Below are 19,503 nucleotides of genomic sequence, written 5' to 3' on the forward strand. Positions count from 1 at the left end.
TCTATGAGTAGTGCACAAGACTTACGCAAGCGTATAAAAAGTGTCACTAATACGCAGCAAATTACAAAAGCTATGAAGATGGTAGCATCTGCTCGTCTACGTCGTGCACAACAAAAAGCGAAAGGTACTGAACCTTATACTGAACGTCTCCGCCACATGCTGCATCAAAGTATGTCCTCTCTAGATGGGGGCGCAGATTTACCGCTACTCACAGTTCGCCCTGTGAAGAAGGTAGCCTATGTGGTGGTAGGTGCTGATAAAGGTTTGGCTGGTGCTTATACTAGTAATATCATTAAATACGTGCAATCCTTGCTCAAGGATACGCCAACAGATGCCTATGGTTTATTCACAGTGGGTCGTAAGCCAACGGAATATTTCAGAGGCCATGGCTATTCTGTAGTCTCTGAGTTGCAAGGTTTTTCTGATAAACCAGGCTTTCATCATGCTCAAGACATTGTGGAACAAGTGAAAACCATGTTCTTATCTGGTGAGGTAGATGAAGTGGTATTGGTATACACTAAGTTTGTGAACTCCTTATTGCAAGAAGTGACTCATGAGCGCTTATTACCTCTTTCATTAGAGTCCGATACAGCAGAGGCCGGTGAAAGTTTATTCTATCCGAATCAAGGGTCTGTATTGGAACAATTGTTGCCAGCCTATGTGGAAAGCACTGTATATAATGCATTGCTACATGGGGCGGCTAGTGAATTAGGTGCCCGTATGACGGCCATGACATCCGCTACTGATAATGCAGGCGAATTGATTGGTACCTTGCACTTAGAATACAATAAGTTGCGCCAAGCAGGTATTACTAACGAAATTTCTGAAATCGTAGGCGGTGCAAACGCATTGCAATAATAGATAAAGGAGTATCTCGTATATGAGTACAAATATAGGTAAAGTAGTTCAGGTTATTGGACCGGTGGTAGACGTAGTCTTCCCAAAAGGTGAATTGCCTGCTATTTACAACGCAATTACTATTACAAAAGGCGACGAACAAGCATCTAAGATTGTTGTAGAAGTGATGCAACATTTAGGTGATGACACAGTTCGTTGTGTAGCCATGAGTTCCACTGATGGATTGACTCGTGGTATGGAAGCGGTGGACACAGGTGCCGCTATTTCCGTTCCTGTTGGTGATGGTGTACTAGGTCGTATTTTCAACGTATTAGGCGAAACAGTAGACCATGATCCAGCAGAAGTGAAAGTGAATGAACATTGGCCAATTCACCGTGCTGCTCCAAAATTTGATGAATTAGCTCCAGAAACTAATATTTTAGAAACTGGTATTAAAGTCGTAGACTTAATTGCGCCATATGTAAAAGGTGGTAAAATCGGTCTATTTGGTGGTGCCGGTGTAGGTAAAACAGTTCTGATCATGGAATTGATTCATAACATCGCTACAGAACACGGTGGTTACTCCGTATTCGCAGGCGTTGGTGAACGTACCCGTGAAGGGAATGACCTTTGGAATGAAATGAAAGAGTCTGGCGTATTGTCCAAAACAGCTCTTGTTTATGGACAGATGAATGAGCCTCCTGGAGCTCGTATGCGTGTAGCTTTAACAGGTTTGACGATGGCGGAATATTTCCGCGATGTGCAACAACAAGACGTGTTGTTATTCGTAGATAATATTTTCCGTTTCATCCAAGCTGGTTCCGAAGTATCTGCCTTGTTAGGTCGTATGCCATCTGCCGTTGGTTATCAACCAACATTGGCCAATGACGTAGGGGCATTACAAGAACGTATTACATCCACAAAAGAAGGTTCCATTACGTCTGTACAAGCCGTGTATGTACCTGCCGATGACTTGACTGACCCAGCGCCAGCAGCAACATTTGCTCACTTGGATGCTACTACAGTATTGTCTCGTTCCATTGCAGAACTTGGTATTTACCCAGCCGTGGATCCATTGGATTCCACAAGCCGTATCTTGGATCCATTAGTATTAGGGGAAGAACATTACTCCGTAGCCCGTGGCGTACAAGAAGTACTTCAAAAATACAAAGATTTACAAGATATCATTGCCATCTTAGGTATGGAAGAATTGTCTGAAGCGGATAAATTGACCGTAGCTCGTGCTCGTAAAATTCAACGTTTCTTGAGTCAACCATTCTTCGTAGCCGAAGTATTTACAGGCAGTCCTGGTAAATATGTGCCATTGAAAGAAACATTGCGTGGTTTCCGTGAAATCTTAGAAGGTAAACATGATGATTTACCTGAAAGTGCTTTCTACATGGTGGGAACTATCGATGAAGCTGTTGCCAAAGGAAGGGACATGTTAGGGAAAGGAGAATAATCTATGAGTACCATGCATGTAACAATTATTACTCCCGATGAAACAGTGTTTTCTGGAGACGCAACGATGGTGGTAGGGAAAGCTCTCGATGGAGAGTTTGGTATCCAACCACATCATATGCCCTTAGTGAGCGCTTTGGCGCCAGGGGCCATCCGCATTGATCATGATGGCAAGAGTGAAGAGTTTATCCTTCCTGGGGGATTCCTAGAAGTGGAAAATAACTCTGTGTATATTACGACAGCCTCTTGTGAACGTGCATAATTACATATCGAAGAGATAAAAAAGGGTTGTACCGAACTACTGTAGTAGTTTTGGTACAACCCTTTTGTGGTATGCATAGTTGTTTACATGTTATTTAGGATAAGATGTAATGCAATTAAGCGGTTCCATGAATAAGATGATACATACATAGATAGTACCATATACAATAGAAGAAAATTGCTAAGAGTACATTTATTTCCCAATGTTGTTTTATATTTATATTAATTATGGATAGTATCTAAAAATAACTTAATACGACGCAATGCCTCTTGAATGGTTTCTTTGGATGACGCATAGGAACAACGAATGCGGTTAGCGCCGCAAGTGCCGAAAGCAGAGCCTGGTACGACGGCTACATGTTGTTGCTCTAGCAATTGTTCGCAGAAATCTTCATCGGATAAACCTGTTTGAGAAATATCTGGGAACACATAGAAAGCTCCTTCTGGTACGGCGATAGGTAGGCCCATGTCTTGGAATCCTTTCACGATCATGTCACGTCGTTCTAGGTAATCTTGTCGCATAGCGATAACGGAGTCATCGCATTCGTTTAGAGCTACGATGGCAGCATGTTGTACTGGTGTAGCTGGTGCGACGATGCTGTACTGATGTAGTTTAATGCAAGCTGTAATGAATGGTGCCGGAGCGCAGAGGAAACCAATGCGAAGGCCTGTCATAGCATAGGATTTGGAGAAGCCATTCAAGATGATGGTGCGCTCTTTCATGCTCGGTAAGGACGCCATAGATACATGGTCCTTGTGATAAGTTAACTCCGAGTAAATTTCGTCAGAGATGATGATTAGATCATGGGCTTTAGCGAACTCGGCGATAGGCAATAGATCTTCATAGTCCATGATGGCTCCTGTAGGATTGCTTGGGTAGCACATCAAAATAGCCTTTGTTTTGTCTGTTATAAGCTTTTCTAACTCTTCTACACGAAGTTTGAAGCCATCTTCTAAATGTGTCGGTACAGGCACAGCCTTGCCTCCACACATGTGAACTTCTGCTTGGTGTGCTACATAGGATGGATTGGGGATAAGTACTTCATCACCTTCGTTCAAGAGAGCACGTAAGGACAAATCGATGGCCTCACTAGCACCGATGGTGAGCATCATTTCATCCGTGCCGTAGTGTACGTGGTAACGGCGGTTATACCAATTGCTAATAGCTTCGCGTAGTGGCAAGATACCAGCATTCGGGGAGTAGTTTGTTTCCCCTCGCTCCACACTAGCTACCAGTGCATCTAGCACAGGTTGAGGAGGTATGTAATCGGGTTCCCCCACGCAAAGAGAAATAACATCGTCCATAGCCATTGCTTTTTCCCAAAATTTACGAATCCCAGAAGGGGGTAATGTTTGTGTCATAGTTGAAAGATAGTGGTTCCAGTTCATAGGTTGTCCTTTCTGATACATGATGCATGTATCTCTATGTCAAATGTTAGAATGCTGTGCCACTGATATGGATAGTCGCTCATATGAGACACTGCAAGGAGAGCAGCCCATAACAAGTGTATATAGGGTTAGCCACTTATAAGAGCTCATACAGGCGGTCACAACACCTAGTAGAATAATAGAGTAAATAATAGTAACAGTGTACCACATTCTTAGAAAAGAACCTAGTGGATTAGAGGTTCTTTTTTGTTGCATATAGTGTATAATTGTAGGTATGACATAGCATTTCATAGGAACTTATGTCATACTATAAGAATAGAGAAATAGTCTCGAAGAATTGTTACAACCTAATAGAATGTAACAGGCTTTCACGAAGATACTCACAAGATAGAATAGATACAGTTGTAATGATGGGAAAGGAGTTACTGATGGAAACATTTTCCGTAACCTATGCATTGCATGTTCCCACCTATGAAGAGGCGAAGCAAGTGGCTTGGTCTATACAGGTGGAGCAAACCATTGAATTTCCATACGAATTATTAGGTGAAAGTGATCCACGCCGTCATATGGTGGGGCAATTGCTTTCCTTAACAGAAACAAAAGATTGTTTTTTGGCAAAGATTGCCTACCCGGTGGAGACATCAGGCTTTGAAGTAACACAGTTTTTAAATGTAGTTTTTGGGAACTCGTCGTTGCAACCACACATTTGGGTGGTGGATATAGAGTTGTGCCCAAGTTTAGTAAACGCATTTCAAGGTCCTAAATTCGGCTTAGCTGGTATTCGAGAATTATGCCAGACCCCAACTCGTCCTATGATTCAAGCTGTTATTAAACCGATGGGGACGCCCAATGAAGAATTGGCTCGCATGTGTCACGCCTATACATTGGGCGGTGCCGATGTCATCAAGGATGACCATGGATTGACGAATCAATCCTTTTCTCCTTTCAAAGATCGGGTGTCACGTTGTGCCCATGCGGTGCAAGAGGCGAATGCTAAGAGCGGTCATCATACCCTCTATGCAGCCAATGTATCTGGGGATGGTACAGATGTGCTAGAACGGGCCCATTATGCGAAAGAAGCGGGTGCTACAGCTCTCATGGTGGCACCATCCTTAATTGGATTTGGTTGGCTCCATCGATTAGCTACCGATGATTCCTTGAACTTACCATTGATCGTGCACCCGGCTATGATGGGTGGCTTCACATTACCAGGCACATCAGGAATTGCTGCCACCATCTGGATGGGCTTATTGCCACGTATCTTCGGTGGGGATATGAATATTTTTGTATCCTATGGTGGACGATTTACATTTAAACCAGATTTATGTCGCCAAATTTGTGATAGTAATCGTAGACCATTGGCATCGATGAAAGCATCATGTCCATCACCGGGCGGCGGTGTGACTGAGGTCCGTTTACCTGAATTGGTGGGCATTTACGGTAAGGATACGATGTTCCTCGTAGGGGGCGATATGTTCCGCCGAGGACCAGATTTAACAGAGAATATGAAAGCTTTCATAGATGTATTAGAAAGAAGCTAGGAGACAATGACATTGCAAGAAAAAGAATTAGAAGTTCATGTCGTGGCTAGCGGTAGTAAAGGGAATTGCACCATCATACGCAGTTCTCACAGTGCAGTGATTATTGATGCAGGTATTAGTTGCCGAAGGATTACTAAGGCTTTGCAGGATTTGGAAATACCGAAGCATATGGTAGAAGGCATTGTTATTACCCATGAACATTCTGACCATATTGCAGGGGTACCACAAATGATTAAGCAAATGGGGTTGCCCATACTGACCAAGCATAACACAGCACGGAGGCTTATGGACAAGTTTAGCTTGCCCTTGGAATGCTTTCAAACATTAGGGGCGACGGAAGTAACCATAGGAGATATGGTGTTACAGCCATTTTCTACGAGCCATGATGCGGTGGATCCCATTGGAATCACTTGTTATAAAGGGCACACAAAGGCGGCTCTATTGACGGATACTGGTATGGTATCAAAGGAGATGTTAGCGCATCTGCATGATACAGATTTATTGGTATTAGAAGCTAATTATGATGAACAGATGCTGGTCTACGGACCCTATTCGCCAGAATTAAAACGGCGTGTGAAAGGCAATGCAGGTCATTTGTCGAATGTGACGGCCATGAAAGTGTTGTCAGCCTTGAGACGACCTAAGAATATGGAAGTTATTTTTGCCCATCGTTCGGAGCAGAACAATTCGCTCCATTTAGTAGAGCAGCTATCAGAGCGCTTGCTAGCTTGGTGCAAAACACAAGGTCAAGAAGGGTTTACTGCACATCATGGAGATCAAAAGGAATATACATCCATTGGTATCGATGGAAAATAATATATCCATTGGTATGTATAGTACTTAACATGGTTCCTATGAAGGAATACAGTAAGCGTCGTAGGAGATAGTATAGTATGAAATTTTCTATCTGTTGTATAGGAAAGTTAAAAGAACCTTATTTGCGGGAAGGGGTAGCGGAATTTGTCAAACGATTGCAGCCCTATGGGGGTGTGACGATTACAGAGCTACCAGAAAGTAAATTAGGGGATAAGCCAAGTCCTTCGGATAAGCAAAAAGCGCTCTATGATGAAGGGCAACGGTTATTGAAATACGTCACACCTCAGTCTTTTGTGGTGCTTTTGGATGTATATGGAAAACAGATGAGTTCCGAGGACTTGGCAAAGCGGATTAGCGAATTAGAAGTGCAAGGTCATAGTGAGATGGTGTTCTTCATTGGTGGCGCCTTTGGGGTGTCCGAAGAACTGCGACAACGGGCAAACTGGAAATTGTCCATCAGCCCCATGACTTTCACCCATCAAATGGTACGCCTTGTGCTAGTAGAACAATTATATAGAGCTTGTAAAATTAATCGAAATGAACCATATCATTGGTAGGAAAGGAGATATGCATGGCAAGTGCGATTGAAAAAGGCATTACGTATGTGTCGGCAGATGTACAAGAATTGTCTTTAGAAGATCCAGAATTTGTGAGACATTATACGACAGAATTAACAGAGGGAAAAGAAGATATTCTTGCGATTCAAAATGAAATACAAACACTGGTACAAGGATATGAAACACTCTTTGTCGAATTAGAAGAAAAGGGAATATCTAACATATTAGAAGAACGTCGTCATATGGTACTCGATGGTATACGAGAATATGAGAATGTAACAAATACAATTTGTACCGTATTGGATACCTATGTAGATATGGCGAATATGATTCAACAAATGGAAACTTCTGGTGGTAATCCAGCTTATTTATTCCATCGTAAACACGAATTATTAGAACAAAACGTAGAATTGAATAAAATTTTTGACCGTGTAGATTATTATATTTCTACAGTGGTGGATATGCTTGCGAAAGAAACGGAACTTGCGAAAGCAGTGGTAGCAGGGGCACCAGGTGTATCGGAAGAAGAAACGATGCAAATTTTATTCTTGCATCAAACTGCATTGAGTTCCTGCGTAGAAATTAATAAGGCTTTGGTAGAACGATTGCAAATAATGGTGCCACGTATTGATGGGTTACGAGAAGATGTGATGAAAGTGCAAGTCCATTCCGTAGCCAATGATGTAGAGGATCGAAGAAAACGTCTGCAAGAGATGCGTCAACAGGCGAAAGTAGAAGATGTGACAGATTATGCGGACTTAGAAGGTCAATATCGTCATAATTATGATGAAGAAGGCAACCACATAGGCACAGAAGAAGGTGGAGATGGTGGTAACCGCAAAAGTTTAACAGCTATTTTGGTTGTCACAGCGATAGTAATAGCTATCTTTGCTGCGTATGTATATATGAAATAGGAGGAACCGACTATGACATTACAAGAAATTATGAACAAATACCCAATTACTGTTGGTAAAGATGAACAGATTACGAATGTAGCTAAATTGATGGTGAAACATAATTTAACCGCCATTGCTGTAGTAGATGAAGATAACAAATTAATTGGTATTGTATCGGAAGGGGACTTGTTGTATAAAAAAGTTCGGCCTCATGCACCACATTACATCAATATTTTAGGTGCTAATATTTACTACGGTGGCATCGGTGAATACGATGGACAATTTAAAAAATTGATGGCTACTCATGTAGAAGAAATTATGACTACAGAAGTAATTACTGCCTATGCAGATGCAGAGGTAGAAGCGACTGTAGGGGCTATGGTGGAAAAACATTTGAAAAACTTGCCAGTTGTGGATGATGCGTATCATTTAATTGGTATGGTAAGTCGTCATGATATCATGAAACTTATCGCCGAAGAACAAGGTAAATAGGGAAATAATTGCACGATTGACAACTTTATGATAATATTAAGAATGCAATATTAAAACTTATAATTTGGGTGCAGTATACCCTAAGGAGGAAATAGTTTCATGAAAGCAACTGTAACTGCTGTTGATCAGCACAAGGTATCTATTACAATCGAAATTCCAGCGGAAGATGTGAAAAAAGGTTTTGCGCAAGCTGTAAAACGCATTGCTGGCCAAGTTAACATTCCAGGTTTCCGTAAAGGTAAAGCACCTCGTAAAATTTTGGAAATGAACTACGGTAAAGAAGCTATTGCTGAAGAAGCATTTGAATTATTAGCAGGTCGTGCGTACACAGAAGCACTTCGTGAAAATGAAATCGTTCCTGTTAGCAATCCAGAAATCGAACGTGAACAATTTGAAGAAGGTAAAGATTTAATCTTCAAAGCAACAGTAGTAAAACAGCCAGAAGTTACTCTAGGTGACTATAAAGGATTGGAAGTAGAAAAACAAGATGCTACTATCACTGACGAACAAGTAGAAGAACAATTGAACAATATCCGTAGCCAACAAGCGAAAATGGTAGCAGCTCCAGAAGATGCAACTGTACAAAACGATGACTTTGCAACAATTGACTTCAAAGGTTTCGTTGATGGCGAAGCATTTGATGGTGGCGAAGGTAAATCCTACCCATTACAAATCGGTTCTGGCAGTTTCATCCCTGGTTTCGAAGAACAATTAATCGGTCACAAAGCTGGCGAAGACGTAACAGTAACAGTATCCTTCCCAGAAGACTACTTCGTAGCAGAATTGGCTGGCAAAGAAGCAAAATTTGAATGCCATATTCATGACATTAAACGTAAAGAATTACCAGAAATCACTGATGAATTTGTTCGTTCTGTATCTGTAGGTCAAGGTAAAACTGAACCATCTTACAACACAGCAGAAGAATTTGTAGCAGACCTTCGCAAACGTATGGAAGACGATGCAGCACGCCGTGCCATCGACACTTACAATGCAGGTTTAGTGGAATTAGCTGTTAAAAATGCAACAGTAGATATCCCTGAAATCATGATTGAAGACCGAGCAGAACAAATGGTTCAAGAACTAGCAATGAATCTTGAAGGTCGTGGTTTGAAATTAGAAGACTACTTAAAATTCTCTAACAAAACAATTGAAGAATTACGTGAAGAAAATAAAGTGGCAGCAGCTGAAAACGTTCGTGCTGACTTAGTATTAGATGAAATTGCAAAAGTAGAAAACGTTCAAGTAACTCCAGAAGATATGAACTATGAAATCTTTGCTATGTCCCAACAATTTGGTGCTGACCCTAAAGAAGTATACGATATCATTGTAAAAGAAGGTCGTGTATCTATGTTAGCAAGTTCCGTAGCACGCAAAAAAGCAGCTCGTTTCATCATTGAGAATGCTAAAGGTGCTGAAAAAGCTGAATAATTGCTAATGCAGGTACATGTATAAGAGGTGTTAGATGTCTATGTATGTGCCAATCGTGGTAGAGCAAACTGGTCGTGGTGAGCGCTCCTACGATATTTATTCTCGTCTATTAAAAGATCGAATTATTCTATTGAGTGGTCCAATTGATGATACGGTAGCTAATAGTATCGTAGCTCAATTACTATTTTTAGAATCTGAAGATCCTGACAAAGATATTCACTTATATATTAATAGCCCTGGTGGAGTGGTAACTGCAGGTATGGCGATTTATGATACTATGCAGTACATTAAACCTGATGTATCTACCATATGTGTAGGCTCAGCGGCTAGTATGGGGTCCTTGTTGCTCACAGCGGGGGCACCAGGTAAACGCTATGCGTTACCACATTCTCGCATTATGATTCACCAACCATTAGGTGGTGTCCAAGGACAAGCATCTGAAATTGAAATTCACGCTCGTGAAATATTACGGTTGCGAGAAGAATTGAATGGTGTTTTAGCCCATCATACAGGTCAACCAATAGAAGTGATTGCACAAGATACAGATCGTGACAATTTCATGTCTGCAGAAGATGCAAAAGCATATGGCTTGATTGATGAGGTGTTAACACGTCCATCTTCAACAGAAAAATAAGGAGACAGGAGTTTGAATAAAGACGATAAAGAAAGACGTTGTAATTTTTGCGGTAGAGCAGAAACAGAAGTCGAACGATTGATAGCAGGTCCTAATGTGTTCATTTGTAACGAATGTATTGATGTTTGCCAGCATATTATTGAGGAAGACAAAATTGAAGAACTACCAGAAACGTTTGATTTAAAGGATATCCCGACTCCAAAAGAAATCAAAGCGCATCTTGATCAATATGTCATTGGTCAAGATGATGCTAAAGTTTCCTTGTCTGTAGCCGTATATAATCATTACAAACGTTTGCAACATGATAATGTTATTGATGATGTAGAACTACAAAAGTCCAATGTATTATTCATTGGTCCTACAGGTAGTGGTAAAACATTATTGGCTCAAACATTAGCAAAAATGTTACAAGTCCCATTTGCCATGGCAGATGCTACTAGTTTGACAGAGGCAGGCTATGTGGGGGAAGATGTAGAAAACATTCTTCTCAAACTCATTCAAGCTGCCGACCATGATATAGAACTAGCTGAACGCGGTATCATCTACATTGATGAAATCGATAAAATTGCTCGTAAATCAGAAAATCCGTCCATTACTCGCGATGTATCTGGTGAAGGGGTACAACAAGCATTACTGAAAATCCTAGAAGGAACAGTTGCCTCTGTGCCACCACAAGGAGGGCGGAAACATCCAAATCAAGAGATGTTACATTTAGATACAACAAAAATCTTGTTTATATGCGGTGGCGCTTTCGATGGTATGGAAAAAGTGATCACGAAACGGACTGCAAAGAAAACATTAGGTTTTGGTGCAGACATTCAAAAGAAAGAGGAAAAAGATGTAGCCTCTATTTTGAAGGAAGTTGTACCAGAAGACTTACAAAAATTCGGATTAATTCCTGAATTTATCGGACGGTTGCCAGTGATGGTTACGCTCAGCCCACTTGATGAAGAGGCATTAATTAAAATTCTAACAGAACCTAAAAATGCATTGACTAAACAATACGAAAAAATGCTGTCTTTAGATGATGTAAAATTAGTCTTTGAATCAGATGCACTTCATGAAATTGCGAAAGAAGCCTTAGAACGCAATACAGGAGCACGAGGCTTACGGGCGATTATAGAAAAAGTTATGAAACGTGTGATGTATGAAGTGCCATCTATGAAAGATGTAAAAGAATGCATTGTAACAGATAAAGCGGTTCGTGGCGAAGAAGAGCCAATACTCAATAAATGAGTCCACGCTGAAGAAATCAGATAGTAAAGGCAAAGAAACTCATTTCAAAGGCGAAATGAGTTTCTTTTTATCATATAGAACTGGGAGGTTCAATGGAAACTAAACCTATGACATTACCGATGGTTCCCCTACGTGGAATGGTCGTATTTCCCAAAGTAGTAACACAATTAGATATTGGTCGCACTACATCTGTGCAAGCGGTGAAAGCAGCTATGGATAGAGATCAATACTTGGTGGTAACTGCTCAGAAAGATGAAAATATCGAAACTCCTACCTTGGAAGAATTAGGCAAGGTTGGGACGATTGTTAAAATAAATCAAATGCTTCGCTTGCCAGGCGGAGTAGTTCGTATTTTAGTGGAAGGTGTGAGCCGTACTAGAATTGATGCTATTCTATCTACGGAGCCTTTCTATGAAGTAACAGTGACACCGCTGGAAACGATTCATGAAGATCCAATGGAAGAGGAAGCATACCGTCGTATTTTGCAATCTAAATTTGCCCAATGGGTAGAAGTAATCAAACCGAATTCAGATGAAGGGCTAGACCATGTATTGGGTAGTTCAGATGCGAGTGAATGGGCAGACCAAGTAGCATTCCTTGTGCCTATCCAAATGAAAGTGCGTCAAAGCATTTTAGAAGAATTATCCGTGAATCGACGCTTGAATATGGTTGTAGGCGTTTTGAATACGGAACTTCAAATCACGGATATGGAAAACTCTATCAACAACCAAGTTCGTCAATCTATGGAAAAAGCACAAAAGGAATATTTCTTACGTGAAAAAATCCGTGTCATCCATGACGAATTAGGCGACAAAATGGATCCTGACCAAGAGGCGGAAGAACTACGGGAACAACTAGCTAAATTAGAGTTACCAGAGGATATCCATGCGCGTATCGACAAAGAGATTACTCGCTATAGCCGTATGCCACAAATGATGCCAGAATCCAATATTTTGCGCAATTACATTGATTGGCTATTGCAATTACCTTGGAATACCTTGTCGGATGATCGTCTAGAACTGAAAGAAGCTAGTGAAGTACTTGATGGTGACCATTACGGTTTAGAAAAAATCAAAAAACGCATTCTAGAATTCTTAGCAGTGCGCAAATTGTCTGGCAAACAAGGGGGCTCTATCTTGTGTTTAGTAGGACCACCAGGGGTAGGTAAAACATCCTTAGCCAGCTCTATTGCAAAAGCTATGAATCGTAAATTTATCCGTGCATCCTTAGGTGGTGTACGTGATGAAGCTGAAATTCGTGGTCATCGCCGTACCTATGTAGGCGCCTTGCCAGGCCGTATGATTCAAGGACTTAAAAATGTAGGTACTCGGAATCCTGTATTCTTGCTTGATGAAATTGATAAATTAGCATCCGATTATAAAGGAGATCCATCTTCTGCCTTATTAGAAGTGTTAGACCCTGAGCAAAATAGTACATTCAGTGACCATTACATTGAAATTCCATTTGACTTCTCTGATGTATTTTGGATTACTACGGCTAATGTGGCAGGTAATATCCCTAGACCATTATTGGATCGCATGGAAATCATCGAACTCAGCAGTTATACAGAAGAAGAAAAATTAGAAATTGCTAAACGCTATTTAGTGCCGAAGCAAATTGAAAAACATGGATTACAAGACCAAGGTGTGAAACTTTCAGATGCGGTGTTGAAACGTGTCATTTCTGAATATACTCGTGAAGCCGGTGTACGTACCTTAGAAAAAACAATTGCTAAAATTTGTCGTAAATTGGCATTTGCTGTGGTTACAGAAGGTGATAAAGCACCTAAAGTAACAGTGAAAAATGTAGTAGACTATTTAGGCACGCCTAAATTTGTAGAAGAATCTCGAGAAAAACAAGCACAAGTAGGTCTTGTATATGGTTTGGCATGGACTTCTGTAGGTGGTGTTGTCTTACCATGTGAAGCGACGACAATGCAAGGAACGGGCAAATTAAGTTTGACTGGTAGCCTAGGCAAGGTCATGCAAGAATCTGGTCAAGCGGCTATGTCCTACATTCGTCATCATCAAAAAGAGTTGAAGTTACCAGAAAAATTCCATAAGGAACTAGATATTCACGTGCACTTACCAGAAGGGGCGACACCAAAAGATGGTCCATCTGCGGGGATTACGATGACATTGGCTATCGTATCTGCTTTGACTGGTAGAAAAGTACGTTCAGATATTGCCATGACTGGAGAAATTACCTTGCGTGGTAGAGTATTACCAATCGGAGGCTTGAAAGAAAAATTATTAGCAGCTCTTCGCTATGGTGTGAAAGAAGTGTTAATTCCTGAAGGCAATAAAAAAGACATTCAAGAATTGCCAGACATCGTGAAAGAAGGTTTACTCATTACGCCAGTAAAAACGATGGAAGAAGTATTAGAAAAGGCATTACTATGAAGAAGAAACCAGCAGTAAAACGCCATCCAAAACCAGTGTATACTAGAAAAGAGCTCACAGGTCCACGTATTATCGCGGCGAAATATATAGCGTCTGCGGTGAAGGCAGATCAATACCCAGAAGGTGATACTATTGAAATCGCCTTCTTGGGACGATCCAATGTGGGAAAATCTTCTTTGATTAATTCTTTATGCAACCATCGAGGATTAGCACTGGTCAGTGGTACGCCAGGTAAAACGAAAACAATTAACTTCTTTAGTATAGAATCAAAAGAAGATATGCCAGATGATATGGAACGTCGCTTTGATTGGTTCTTAGTCGATTTACCAGGTTATGGATATGCTAAAACAGGTGGATCCAATACTAATATTTGGTCTTCTTTCATTGCTAATTATATTTTACAAAGCGAACGGATGATGCTATTGTGTTTACTCATTGATGGGCGTCATCCAGAGTTACCCATTGATCAGGAGGCCTTTGATTGGTTGCAGTCACATGGGGTACCTTTACAAATCGTGGTAACAAAAGCGGATAAATTAAAAATGAACGAACGACAAAAACAGTTAAAGACCATCGAAGAACGATATCCGACAGGGCATCCTCCCATTTTGTACAGTTCTTTAAAGCATACAGGTCGTGATCGTTTATTAGCGCGTATTAATGCAGTCTTATTGGGGGAAGAGGAATGAGTATTCTTACAGATGCACAAATGAAACTGCGCGTATCTAAAGATTTAGAGCGTGTAGAAACATATTTGCAACAATCTCTACAAACTGGTGCAGAAGATTTTAATGCCCTCATTCGTCCTCTTTCAGCAGGGGGCGGCAAGCGATTACGGGCGCAATTGTGTTTGTTGATTGCCTTGAGTGGAGATTCCAAACAAGAAGATAGAGTTCGCATGGCAGCAGCCATTGAGATGCTGCACTTGGCTACTCTCATTCATGATGATGTATTAGACCAAGCAGAAGTGCGACGAGGAGTTACTTCTATTCATTGCACAAAAGGCAATAAAGTGGCCATCCTTAGCGGAGACTATTTATTTGCCAAGGCCTTCGGTATTGTAGCTGAAATCGGCTCCATTCCATGCTTAACCATTTTTTCTGAAATTATTTCTGCCTTAGTAGAAGGCGAATTTATGCAAATGGAAGATGTATACCGATTAGATCAAGGTACAGACCGATACCTATTAAAAACACAAAAGAAAACAGCAGATTTCATTGAAGGTTGCTTGGCATTAGGGGGCATTCTTGGTGGATGGTCAGAGGAGCATATTTCATTATTGCGGACCTATGGTCATGGCTTAGGCATGGCTTTCCAAATTACCGATGATGTGATGGATTACCGTGAACAAACGGTAACAACAGGAAAACCGGTAGGTAAGGATGTAAAAGAAGGTATCTTGACCTATCCTTTATTATCTATTGTAACACCAGAGAATACCTCTCGCTTGACAACTATGATAGAGGAAATTCGTGAAGGAAAAGATACAAAAGAATTGTTGGATTATGTCATTGCCGAAGGTGGTATCAATCAAGCCTTGGCTCTTGAGGGAATGTATCGCAGACAAGCAGAGATAGCACTAGAGCAATTACCATCCTTTAAAGGAAAAGATATTCTAGAAACTGTTCTTGAAAAATTGTCGAACCGTAAGGTGTAAGTATGAAAGAATTTCAAATAAAAGACTTTGAAATGAGTGCGAAACGTCCATCCTTGAATAGTGTGATAGCGCAAAGAAAGCGTCTTGCTCAGCAACAGGTAGAGCAAGACGCCTTGTTGCAACAGGACAACTATACAGAGACGGAAGCAAAACTTATGGAAGAAGCCTCCTCTATGTCGGTAGTGGACCATTTAGATGAACTTCGCATACGTTTAGTGGTAGCCATTGTAGCGATTATTATAGGCACTTTGGGGGCCTACTATTATGTGGAGGATATTCTGCAAATCTTAGTGGCGCCAGCAGGAAAATTATATTATACAAAACCAACAGAAGCCTTCTTCACATATATGAAGATTTCCTTAGTAGCTGGCTGTATTGTATCTAGTCCTATATGGTTTTATCAGATTTGGGCATTCATTGTGCCAGCCTTATCAAAAGGTGAGAAAAAGGTAACTTTCATGGTGGTGCCTGCAGCCGTTACCTTATTCGTAGTAGGTGTACTGTTCTCCTATTATTTAGTGCTACCAATGGCCATACAATTTTTTATTGGCTTTGGTACCGATGAATTACAACCGTTGTTTTCTATAGGTCAGTATATCGATTTTGTCATTGCCTTTATTTTACCATTTGGTATTACCTTTGAACTTCCACTGATATTGATTGCTTTGGGCGTGATTGGTATTCTTTCATCTGATCGATTACGACAATATCGGAAAATGTTTATTCTAGTGGCCTTTGTTGTGGGTGCAGCCATTTCACCGACCCCAGATATGCTATCACAAACGATGATTGCAGGTCCTATGATTTTACTCTATGAAATCAGTTGTGGTGTATTGCGATATATTGTGAAAGTGTAAGAGCTTTGTTCACATTACTTTCATAAATAGTATGTATACTGTATGGGACAATTAGTGTGTATAGAGGATGCAATATGAAACGAAAGATACTCATAGGTATCCTGAGTATTTGTGCCGTTATTTCCATAGTGGTTGTAGTGTTGTACACATGTTGTATGGGTACAGATGATGTTTCTAAGTCCACTAGCTCTATGAATACAGAGCCAATGACCATGAAACAACTTCCCTTAGCAGAAGTGAAAGTGGTATCTGCAGTACCAGATAAATCGGACTTAGGAGATGGATCAGACCCTATCTTGGTAGATGCTAAGGGAGCTGTGAACGTATACAAGAAACAATATCCAACAGCACAAGTGAAAGGGATAAGTTTTGAAGAACAAGATGGTCGTAAAAGCTATGAAGTAGCAGGTGTGTCGTCTGAAACGGGGCAAAGTGTCACCATTGATGCCACAACGGGGCAAGTGTTGACCACAGCAGAAGATATAGCGCAAGAGCCGATGGTGGAATCTGCTACGATTGATTTAGGGGATGTCATTAATCCTGAAGAGGCGAAACAAATAGCGATTACTATGTTAGGTAGTGGCGCTCGTTTAGTGCGTTGGGAGCTAGAAACAAAAGGATATATAGCACGATATCATATGGTGCTGGATAGGCAGGGGGAGACGATGTATGTCACTATTGATGCGAATTCCAGCCAAGTGATTGAGGTGAGAAAAGTACAATAAAAGCTATTCATTCCAATAGGAACGAATAGCTTTTTGTCTATTATGATTGTAGTAAAGGGTCGACATTACCGTTGTCAATGAAAGCTTTCTCTCTAATGTGGTGGAATCCACACCTCCACTGGATAATACTAATGCTTTCATAGAAAACCTTTCATGGAAATAAAAAATTTATAAGTGAGTACTGACATAGAACAGATGATGTACTATAATAGTAAAGATAAGATTGTTATACAAGGAGAAAGTATGCGTTTACGGAGAAAACCATGGATTGATGACGCAATCCTAGAATATAATACATATACTGTACTAGAGAATCACGAAGTTTTCAAGGGAAAATGGCGTGAAAGTTTTGCAGATCCGTCCAAACCATTATATATGGAGCTAGGGACGGGAAAAGGCAAGTTCATTGCTGGTATGTGTGAAGCACATCCAGAAGCAAACTTTGTTGGTTTTGAAGTGCAAATTGGCGTCCTATATTATGCAGCTCAAAAATTGTATGAACAAAAAGCGGAGAATGGTAAAGTGAGTTTGTTTGATATTGCCGGCATTGAAGAGGTGGTGGCACCAGGTGAAGTTGACCGTTTCTACATCAATTTCTGTGATCCATGGCCAAAGGCGAAGCATGCAAAACGCCGTTTGACCTATCATACATTCCTAAATCGGTATGCGCGACTGTTAAAAGACAATGGAGAAATCCATTTTAAAACAGATAATGAAGGATTATTTATGTTCTCCTTAGAGGAGTTCAAAAACTCTGGTTGGACATTAAAACATGTAAGTTATGATTTACATAGCACGGACATGCCAAATGTACGCACAGAATATGAAGAAAAATTCAGTGCGAAAGGTCAACCAATTTTCCGCTTAGAGGCGATTAAGCCAGCTAAAGGAAGTGATACGACAGATGCAGGAGAATAATACTTCATCACATAAAAAGCTTGGTATATTTCAGCAACTTAGATCCCTTTATAAAAGTATTATCAAGCACGATGGGCAAGGTATATTGGTACCTCTTTTCGGTATCATTTTGATAGGCTTTTTAAATGGTTATAGCGCGACATACACAACTACATTGCATGGGGGAGACAACTGGACACCATTTTGGTTTCTACTAGGGAAGCAAGCTTTGTTTTTAGGGGTAGGCGTTTTTGTGGCGTGGGCTTTCTATCGATTTGATTATCGAAAGTGGGGAAATCCCAAGACACAGCGCTATGTATGGTTCATCATAGTGGCGGCCATGATTTTGGTGTTTATTCCAGGTATTGGGCATCGTGCAAATGGGGCACAACGGTGGATTGGATTTTCTGTACTGACCATACAACCATCTGAGTTTGCAAAGTTAGCGGCCATGATTTGGGCTGCTTATCGTATCGACTTGCAAGTGAAACGACGAGGTATGATGTATTTAGTAGAACCCTATCACTGGGGACGCTATAGAGGACTTGGATGGCTTTGGAAGTTATGGGCTTTTGTGACAAGGATATTGAATCAATTGTGGATGAGATTCCGTGGCACAAAGGGGAAGCTACATCCAAAGTTTTTGTTACCATCAGCCTTCTGGGTACCTCTCTTGTATGCTGTGATTACCATGTTTCAGCCAGATATGGGGACGGCTATATTAATTCTCTTATTCCCTGCGATTATGACCCTTTGCTCAGGGTATTATAAGGGACATAGAAAATATTTCCTCATCATATTCGCTGTCTTAGCAGCGATTGCTTACCCATTGGTGGCTAATGTAGATTATCGCTTAGATCGGGTTCGTGCTTACTATGATCCTTGGTCAGATACAACTGTCAATGGATATCAAGTAACACAGAGTATTTTGAGTGTTGCCATAGGTGGATTCTGGGGTGAAGGTTTTACGAAAGGGATTTCCAAATATAATTATTTGCCAGAAGCTCATACAGATTTTGCTTTTTCTATATATTCTCAAGAGTTTGGCTTTTTAGGTGTTTGCATAGTAGCCGTATTATTTATCTGGTTCATGAAGTATGGACTATCCATTGCTCGTCATTCCAGAGATTACTTAGGGCACGTGTTAGCTGTAGGACTTACCTTTTTTATTTCCATTCAAGCATTTTTTAATATTGCTATGGTGGTAGGTTTAGTGCCAGTAACAGGGGTTCCCTTGCCATTCATTAGTTATGGCGGTTCCTCATTGGTAACGAACTTTGCTGTCATAGGCATATTATTAAATATTGCGCGTCGCAATGAACAGGCACGCAAACAAATTGGAACGACCCGTCATTTACCATCCATTGGTGAAGAAACACGGCATCGGTTTCAACCTAGGTCTTAATGTTTTAAGTGT

Annotated in this window: 20 protein-coding genes; 18 read left to right on the top strand and 2 right to left on the bottom strand. The window is 40.7% G+C overall.

The genetic code is table 11. From position 1 onward, the window contains the following. The first annotated feature begins 3 nt into the window (after positions 1-3). From atpG to atpC, 3 genes are read left to right on the top strand one after another with little or no spacing between them, the layout of a single operon-like run. Positions 4-858, top strand: coding sequence for an ATP synthase F1 subunit gamma (atpG, locus tag EO125_RS02315; RefSeq protein WP_127147479.1), 855 nt, complete (start codon positions 4-6; stop codon positions 856-858). A gap of 22 nt (positions 859-880) precedes the next feature. After that, the gene (atpD, locus tag EO125_RS02320) at positions 881-2,299 is read left to right on the top strand and encodes a F0F1 ATP synthase subunit beta (RefSeq protein ID WP_009353331.1); all 1,419 of its coding nucleotides are present in this window, start codon (positions 881-883) and stop codon (positions 2,297-2,299) included. A 3-nt stretch (positions 2,300-2,302) separates the two neighbouring features. Then, positions 2,303-2,560 (top strand): ATP synthase F1 subunit epsilon, encoded by a 258-nt coding sequence (gene atpC, locus EO125_RS02325; protein WP_062401503.1) that lies wholly within the window; start codon positions 2,303-2,305, stop codon positions 2,558-2,560. A 221-nt stretch (positions 2,561-2,781) separates the two neighbouring features. On the opposite strand, the gene EO125_RS02330 is transcribed toward atpC, so the two are convergent. Continuing rightward, a complete protein-coding gene (locus EO125_RS02330) occupies positions 2,782-3,948 on the bottom strand; it encodes a pyridoxal phosphate-dependent aminotransferase (RefSeq protein WP_127147480.1) in 1,167 nt (388 codons plus the stop codon). Positions 3,949-4,376: 428 nt separating this feature from the next. Between EO125_RS02330 and EO125_RS02335 the strand changes: the two genes are divergently transcribed. The 13 genes from EO125_RS02335 (at position 4,377) to EO125_RS02395 (ending at position 17,189) form a co-directional block, all read left to right on the top strand. Continuing rightward, positions 4,377-5,489 (top strand): RuBisCO large subunit C-terminal-like domain-containing protein, encoded by a 1,113-nt coding sequence (locus EO125_RS02335; RefSeq protein WP_127147481.1) that lies wholly within the window; start codon positions 4,377-4,379, stop codon positions 5,487-5,489. A gap of 6 nt (positions 5,490-5,495) precedes the next feature. After that, positions 5,496-6,305 (top strand): MBL fold metallo-hydrolase, encoded by an 810-nt coding sequence (locus tag EO125_RS02340; RefSeq protein WP_127147482.1) that lies wholly within the window; start codon positions 5,496-5,498, stop codon positions 6,303-6,305. Between the two features lie 77 nt (positions 6,306-6,382). Continuing rightward, entirely contained in the window at positions 6,383-6,862 is a 480-nt protein-coding gene (gene rlmH / locus EO125_RS02345; protein WP_127147483.1) for a 23S rRNA (pseudouridine(1915)-N(3))-methyltransferase RlmH, read from the top strand. Between the two features lie 14 nt (positions 6,863-6,876). Next, on the top strand, positions 6,877-7,776 hold the full coding sequence (locus EO125_RS02350; RefSeq protein WP_127147484.1) for a hypothetical protein: 900 nt from the start codon (positions 6,877-6,879) through the stop codon (positions 7,774-7,776). A 12-nt stretch (positions 7,777-7,788) separates the two neighbouring features. Next, a complete protein-coding gene (locus tag EO125_RS02355) occupies positions 7,789-8,250 on the top strand; it encodes a CBS domain-containing protein (RefSeq protein ID WP_127147485.1) in 462 nt (153 codons plus the stop codon). 99 nt (positions 8,251-8,349) lie between these two features. Continuing rightward, positions 8,350-9,678 carry a trigger factor gene (gene tig / locus EO125_RS02360; protein ID WP_127147486.1) on the top strand — a complete coding sequence of 443 codons (1,329 nt, stop codon included), beginning with the start codon at positions 8,350-8,352 and terminating at the stop codon, positions 9,676-9,678. Between the two features lie 40 nt (positions 9,679-9,718). Further along, positions 9,719-10,312 carry an ATP-dependent Clp endopeptidase proteolytic subunit ClpP gene (clpP, locus tag EO125_RS02365; RefSeq protein WP_176782569.1) on the top strand — a complete coding sequence of 198 codons (594 nt, stop codon included), beginning with the start codon at positions 9,719-9,721 and terminating at the stop codon, positions 10,310-10,312. 12 nt (positions 10,313-10,324) lie between these two features. Beyond that, positions 10,325-11,548 carry an ATP-dependent Clp protease ATP-binding subunit ClpX gene (gene clpX, locus EO125_RS02370; protein ID WP_127147487.1) on the top strand — a complete coding sequence of 408 codons (1,224 nt, stop codon included), beginning with the start codon at positions 10,325-10,327 and terminating at the stop codon, positions 11,546-11,548. A gap of 92 nt (positions 11,549-11,640) precedes the next feature. Beyond that, entirely contained in the window at positions 11,641-13,950 is a 2,310-nt protein-coding gene (gene lon, locus EO125_RS02375) for an endopeptidase La (protein ID WP_127147488.1), read from the top strand. Then, positions 13,947-14,639, top strand: coding sequence for a ribosome biogenesis GTP-binding protein YihA/YsxC (yihA, locus tag EO125_RS02380; protein WP_127147489.1), 693 nt, complete (start codon positions 13,947-13,949; stop codon positions 14,637-14,639). The genes lon and yihA overlap by 4 nt, the downstream gene beginning before the upstream one ends. Beyond that, on the top strand, positions 14,636-15,607 hold the full coding sequence (locus EO125_RS02385) for a polyprenyl synthetase family protein (RefSeq protein WP_127147490.1): 972 nt from the start codon (positions 14,636-14,638) through the stop codon (positions 15,605-15,607). Before yihA ends, EO125_RS02385 begins: the two co-directional genes overlap by 4 nt. A gap of 2 nt (positions 15,608-15,609) precedes the next feature. Then, positions 15,610-16,464 carry a twin-arginine translocase subunit TatC gene (gene tatC, locus EO125_RS02390; RefSeq protein ID WP_127147491.1) on the top strand — a complete coding sequence of 285 codons (855 nt, stop codon included), beginning with the start codon at positions 15,610-15,612 and terminating at the stop codon, positions 16,462-16,464. Between the two features lie 74 nt (positions 16,465-16,538). Continuing rightward, positions 16,539-17,189: a PepSY domain-containing protein gene (locus tag EO125_RS02395; protein WP_127147492.1), complete on the top strand. Its 651-nt coding sequence runs from the start codon at positions 16,539-16,541 to the stop codon at positions 17,187-17,189. 3 nt (positions 17,190-17,192) lie between these two features. Here the strand turns inward: EO125_RS02395 and EO125_RS09800 are convergent, their stop codons facing one another. Continuing rightward, positions 17,193-17,330 carry a hypothetical protein gene (locus tag EO125_RS09800; protein ID WP_164726413.1) on the bottom strand — a complete coding sequence of 46 codons (138 nt, stop codon included), beginning with the start codon at positions 17,328-17,330 and terminating at the stop codon, positions 17,193-17,195. Positions 17,331-17,432: 102 nt separating this feature from the next. Here EO125_RS09800 and trmB point away from each other — a divergent pair, with 102 nt between their 5' ends. Both trmB and EO125_RS02405 read left to right on the top strand, forming a co-directional pair. Then, positions 17,433-18,107 (top strand): tRNA (guanosine(46)-N7)-methyltransferase TrmB, encoded by a 675-nt coding sequence (trmB, locus tag EO125_RS02400; protein WP_127147493.1) that lies wholly within the window; start codon positions 17,433-17,435, stop codon positions 18,105-18,107. After that, a complete protein-coding gene (locus tag EO125_RS02405) occupies positions 18,094-19,491 on the top strand; it encodes an FtsW/RodA/SpoVE family cell cycle protein (protein ID WP_127147494.1) in 1,398 nt (465 codons plus the stop codon). The genes trmB and EO125_RS02405 overlap by 14 nt, the downstream gene beginning before the upstream one ends. The last annotated feature ends 12 nt before the right edge of the window (positions 19,492-19,503 follow it).

Origin of the sequence: Veillonella sp. VA139 (assembly GCF_003992005.1) — a bacterium.
In the GTDB taxonomy this organism is placed as follows: Bacteria; Bacillota; Negativicutes; order Veillonellales; family Veillonellaceae; genus F0422.